The organism is Desulfovulcanus sp., from assembly GCF_982781345.1.
Window position 1 is genome coordinate 22,102 of record NZ_CEYAEZ010000028.1, and the last position, 6,000, is coordinate 28,101.

A 6,000-nucleotide genomic window follows, 5' to 3' on the forward strand; every position below is an offset into this window, starting at 1 on the left:
CTTTGTCCCCCCGATGCTCTGCTTATCCGCAAGCTTCGTCAAGATGGTTTACCCAGCCCTTTGCAATGCTTTCAAGAAACCAGAATTTCTAATCTGGTAGTCAAAAAAATGGGGCTTGGCCACAGACTCTATATTGCAGGGTATTATTCGTATGGGCTTTGTTCTCCTGCGCGTGAGAATTGGCGTCGTCACTTTAAATTACAAATTTAGTTTTAGGTATCGAACCCCACATTTGTTTATACGCTAAAATATAAATCTTTTCCAGTTCAGAACTATAGTTTTTATTTGTCCTTTTCAAGGATTTTGTTTATTGCGTTCACTGGATTTGTTGTCTCGTCAAAGGCACCAACGGACGGTAGTTCTTTGTATACTTTATATCTTGTTTTGGCTACTATTAACCAATACCCCTGAATCTTAAACTTTATAAGAGCGTAAGATGTTTAGAAAAGCTTTAGAAGACAATCAGATTTTAATCTTTGACGGAGGCATGGGCACACTCTTGCAAGCCAAAGGTCTTAAGCCCGGTCAGTCTCCAGAGATATTCGGCTACCAGCACCCAGAGGTTATCGAGAGTATCCATAAGGATTATATTCAGGCCGGTGCCCGGGTAGTGACTACAAACACCTTTGGCGGAACCAGATTCAAGTTAGGCCCAGATATTGATGTCAAACGCTTTAACAGGGAAATGGCTTTAGTGGCCCGCAAGGCAGCTGGAGACAAGGCTTTTGTTGCTGGCAGTGTCGGTCCTACCGGCAAGATGATCAAGCCCCTAGGTGATGTAAGTTTTGTCGAACTGGTTCAGGCCTTTAAAGAGCAGATATTGGGCCTTGTCCAGGGAGGAGTGGATTTGATTTTGGGCGAGACGCATTTTGACCTGGCAGAAGCCAGGGCCGTTGTTGTTGCAGCCAGGGAAGTATGTGATCTGCCCATAGGTATTTCCATGACCTTTGAACAGGGCGCAAGCCTTACCGGGACAGACGGGCTGACCTTTATTGACACCATGCAGAATATGGGTGTGGACCTGGTGGCCACCAATTGTAGTGCCGGGCCGGAAGGTTTTTTGACCGTAGTCCGGGAAATGTTGCAAAGGCTTGAGATTCCGCTTCTGGTTGAGCCAAATGCAGGTCTTCCTGAGCTGGAAAATGGGCAGACAGTGTTTAGGTTGAGTCCGCAAGAGTTTGCCATGCAAACGGTGAAATTTGTTTCTCTGGGCGTAAAAGCCCTGGGCGGATGTTGCGGAACTACACCCGAACATATCCGCGCTCTTTGTGCTGAGATTAAAGACCGGAAATATGTCCCCCCAAGCCCTTCCAAAAAGCCATGCATAGTATTGACATCCAGAAGTCAGTCCGTTCCTTTTGGGTTTGAATTCAAGCCGGTGATTGTGGGCGAGCGTATCAATCCTACAGGCAAAAAGGACTTGAGTGCAGAACTACAGGCGGGGCAGCTAACAAGGGCTGTTGAACTGGCGCAGGAACAGATTGAGCAGGGGGCTTCTGTTCTGGATGTGAATGTTGGCGCTGCCATGGTTAATGAACAAGAAGTTCTGCCGGCCTTGATTGCTGCTTTAGTATCCAGATTCGACTGTCCGTTATGCCTGGATTCCAGTAGTGAAGAGGCGATAAGGGAAAGTCTTTACCAATATCCAGGCTCAGCTTTAGTCAATTCTATTAGCGGGGAAGAGGGCAAGATGGATCGGTTGGGCCCGATTTGCCGTGATTTTGGAGCACCTTTCATTCTTTTGCCCCTGAAGGGAAAGAAGTTGCCGGTCACTGCCAAGGAAAGATTGAGTATTATTGAGTCTCTACTTGCCAGGGCCTTTGAGTTGAATGTTCCCAAAAGGCTCATCTTAGTTGATGCCCTGGCCCTGACGGTTTCCTCTAAACCTGAGGCAGCCATGGCCTGCCTGGAAGTTATCCGCTATTGTCGAGAAAAATGGGACCTGGGAACCATCATGGGCCTGTCCAATATCTCTTTTGGTCTTCCGGCCAGGGAGTTGATTAACTCTACTTTTTTGGCCATGTGTTTGGCTCACGGGATGACTTCTTTTATTGCCAATCCCAATTCTGTTCGTCTTCAGGAAACCCTTTATGCTGCCAATGTTCTTTTAGCTAAAGACCCCCAGGCCGGAGAATTTATTGCCAAATTTTCTCATTGGTCACCCGGCGAGCAAAGGATAGTTAAGGAACAAGATAAAGATCTGTCTTGTGAAAACGCTTCTAAAGTACAGATAGCAGTAATTAAAGGGGATAAAGATAGAATTGTAGAACTCCTTGAACAGGAGGTTAAAGAGGGTAGAGAGCCTTTTGAACTGGTGGATAAAGAGCTTATCCCGGCTATTACCGAGGTGGGGGAAAAATACGAGAAAAAAGAATATTTTTTGCCGCAGCTTCTGCTTAGTGCCGAGACCATGCAAAAAGGCTTTGAGTTTTTAAAGCCTTTTTTGGAGAAAAAGGGAAAGAAAAAAGGGCCGAAAGTGATCATGGCCACGGTTGAAGGCGATATCCATGATATAGGCAAGAACATTGTTTGTTTGATGCTCAAGAATTACGGGTTTGATGTTCTGGATTTGGGCAAGGATGTCCCTGCGGAAGAAATTGTTCGGGCAGTGCAGGAACACAAGGCCGTTCTAGTAGGCTTGTCCGCATTGATGACTACAACTATGGTCAAAATGGAGGATACCATTAAGTTGATTCGGGAAAAGAATATCCCGTGTAAGGTCATGGTTGGAGGGGCAGTGGTAACTGAAGTTTTTGCCCAAAAAATAGGCGCAGATGGTTATGCTAGCGATGCAGTGGCCGCTGTAAAATTGGCGCAGACCCTGGTGGAAAAGTGATTGGGCGAAAGGGTGAATGGGAAGATGAGAGATTGGTAATAAGTTAATAAGGTGAGAGAAATATCATGAGAAGGTTAACGATTATTACTTTTATAATATTTTTGTTTTGGACGGGATCAGGGTGGGCAGGAGAGGTATCTGACGTGCCTACCATTAATCATCAGCAATTGATTTCGCGCATAGCGCAGGCCAGCGGTAAGGTCGTCATTCTGAATTTCTGGGCTTCATGGTGTCCACCCTGTCGTATGGAAATTCCTGGGCTTATGCAGATACGCAAAAAATATAGCCGGGAGGTTTTGATCCTGGGGGTTTCTGTTGATGAAAATATAAATATGTTACGCACTTTTTTACAAAAAAATAAAATTAATTATCCGGTTTTCTGGGCCACTCCTGATGTCAATCTTGTTTTTGGGGTGCGCAACTTGCCCAAACTGGTTGTCTATAACCAGGAAGGGGAAAATGTGCTGGAGCATGAAGGCTACGTGTCTCCTGAGCAATTGGAGAAAGTGATCAATAAATTGTTGAAAGATTAAACAGCTCGACCAAGTTTTTGCTGTGATTAAGTGATCAAATTATTTTTAATTTAATAAATTTTGTGTTTCCTTCGACGCGGGACTTAATTCAATGAATTCAAAAAAGGAGCCAACAATAAACGCGTATTTGCGTAAGGCCAGAATTTCCGATGTGAAGACGATCCATCGGATATTAATGGATTATTCACGCCAGGGGTTGTTATTGCCCAGATCATATAGTGAATTATATAGTCACCTGCGAGATTTTTTTGTGGTCGCGGATAGGGATACTAATGAAGTTTTTGGCTGCTGCGCTTTAAGCATAGCTTGGGAAGACTTGGCTGAAGTTAAATCTTTGGCAATTGATCCTCAGCTGCAAGGGCAGGGCTGGGGACGAAATTTAGTGGAAGCCTGCTTAAGTGATGCGGTAACTTTAGGTATTTATAAGGTCTTTACCTTGACCTATCAGGTTGAATTTTTTGAAAAGTTAGGGTTTAAAAAAATAAACAAGGATGTTCTGCCTCAAAAAGTCTGGGCCGATTGTCTGCGGTGCCCTAAATTTCCAGAGTGCGACGAGGTGGCCATGCTTATGGAAATGTAGAACCGTATTAATTTGATTTTTTTTGTGCTTCCATTATGAAAGTTAATGTTATAATTAGATGTCATCAATTTTAATATCTACACAAAGAATAAACTTTTTATTGTCTTTTTTAAATAAGTTGGAAATGGTTACGCATTTATTACCAGTAGCTAGTGATATGTATTGGTCGGTAACATAAGATGATATATTACAGTTAATTAGATAGTAAAAATAATCTCTGCAACAAAGATCGTCACCTTTTTGGGCTGGTCTATATAAAGGACCTCTTGCTTTTGGAATAAAATTATGATGAAAAATAGTGTCTGTAATTTGGATTCCATTATTGTCTATTATATAGGCACATTCTATATCTGGATAATATTCTACGATTTCTTTTAGCTTTTGTTCAAAGTAAGTAACATCAACAACTCGTATTTCATTTAAAAGGCTATTGATAATTTTTGAGATAATTTTCTTATAGTGCTGGTGTTGTTTCCTTTTCTTTCGAAAAATATCAACCATCGAATTTTGGAAGTGAGAGGATAGATTATTTGTTTTGCGTACAGTTTCGTCAAAGTTTAATAATGAGGGGTCGCCAGGCTTTGCAAAGTAAAATCCTTGAAATATATCAATGTCAAATTTTAATATCTGCAAAATTTCTTCTTTTTTCTCTACGCCTTCCGCAATTATCAAAATGCCTATTTCTTTAGATAGGAAAGAAAAAGATTTCAAAACCTTGCTTTTACGCCATATTTTATCAACATCTGCAATCAAGCTTCTGTCTATTTTGAGAATATCAGGTTTTAACTCGGGAATTCTATTTAGGTTTGAATAGGAGGCTCCTACGTCATCCAGCGCGATCAAAAAACCATAGTTTTTATAAGTTTGCACAAACTCTTTAAGTGCAGCGGTATTTGAAATCTTTTTTTCAGAAATTTCTATTACAATATTTTGTGGGGGAAGGCCTTTTTGTTTTATTATATTTTTTGTATATCCCGTGCTAACTACTCCTTCCTCCAAAGTTGATGAGTCATAATTTAAGAAAAGGATTAACTTGTTGTTTTTATTATATATTTTAGAAAAAGATTCTAATGATTTTTCTCTGCATAGTCTGTCAAACTCAATGTTTATTTTTTTTTCTCTAGCACGAGAAAATAAGATGTTTGGTGGAATTATCTTATTCTTGTTTATTCCCCGGCAAAGAGCCTCGACTCCTATTATTTGTTTTCTTTTGATAGAAATGATTGGTTGAAAATGTATAATGATATCTTCGATATCCAACAATTTTAACACTGTCTCCATTTTTTCTCCTTTAGAGAGTTTATCTGGATAGCAGGAGCACACTCTTTTTCTACCATGGTTTTAGATTTTCGTTAAGAATTTCTAACACCCCTCTTTTTCACTTCTGCTATGGTAATAAAGTAACTGGCTGATTAGTTTGGTGGACGTGTAAAAAATTGTTTTTTCAAATAACGTAACGACATTTATACAAAAAAAATGCCATCGTTCATAGCTGGCCAGATTTTGTCAGTAATCATAGACAAATCAAGATGTAAGGCAAAAAAAATTTAGCATAAGAGAAAATTGTTGTTTCAACAAAAATGGAAAAATTAAAATTTAATTTAACAATTTTGATATTTTTTTTGAAAATTTTTGCTGACACAGAATAGAGACTTATACAAATGTATGGATCAAATAGGCCAATATACTTTCTTCGTTGTTTGACAAATTTTATCGTGTTCTTGGAAGGTTTAGTTTTATGGACAAACTGGATTTTAGCAGTTGATGTATCTCTTTGTTTGGTGACCAGCTTAACATATTTTGTCTTACAGAGAGACCAGATGCTTTTGCTAGTTTTTGGGGTTAAGTCCCCTGTCCAACGTGTAAGTTCTGATATTCATTTATTCTCGTCCGGTCCAGTTGTTTCTAATTTTATTTCCTCTATACCAAATACAATAAGTCCCTTTATTAGTGATTGTATCTATAAGCACTGATCCTTCTACTTAATAGTGTAGGGCACTAGTGTCCGGTTAAAATTTTTAATAAAGGCGGTGGTTTAGGGGTTCGGTTTT

General features: G+C 40.0%; 4 protein-coding genes. 3 read left to right on the top strand and 1 reads right to left on the bottom strand.

Translation table 11 applies throughout. The features are described from left to right. Nucleotides 1-436 precede the first annotated feature (436 nt). The 3 genes from AC3WVG_RS06160 (at nucleotide 437) to AC3WVG_RS06170 (ending at nucleotide 3,949) form a co-directional block, all read left to right on the top strand. Entirely contained in the window at nucleotides 437-2,836 is a 2,400-nt protein-coding gene (locus AC3WVG_RS06160; protein ID WP_488797290.1) for a homocysteine S-methyltransferase family protein, read from the top strand. A 65-nt stretch (nucleotides 2,837-2,901) separates the two neighbouring features. Then, a complete protein-coding gene (locus AC3WVG_RS06165) occupies nucleotides 2,902-3,369 on the top strand; it encodes a TlpA family protein disulfide reductase (RefSeq protein ID WP_488797291.1) in 468 nt (155 codons plus the stop codon). 91 nt (nucleotides 3,370-3,460) lie between these two features. Continuing rightward, nucleotides 3,461-3,949: an N-acetyltransferase gene (locus AC3WVG_RS06170; RefSeq protein WP_488797292.1), complete on the top strand. Its 489-nt coding sequence runs from the start codon at nucleotides 3,461-3,463 to the stop codon at nucleotides 3,947-3,949. A 54-nt stretch (nucleotides 3,950-4,003) separates the two neighbouring features. On the opposite strand, the gene AC3WVG_RS06175 is transcribed toward AC3WVG_RS06170, so the two are convergent. Next, the gene (locus AC3WVG_RS06175) at nucleotides 4,004-5,230 is read right to left on the bottom strand and encodes an EAL domain-containing protein (protein ID WP_488797293.1); all 1,227 of its coding nucleotides are present in this window, start codon (nucleotides 5,228-5,230) and stop codon (nucleotides 4,004-4,006) included. Nucleotides 5,231-6,000: the final 770 nt, after the last annotated feature.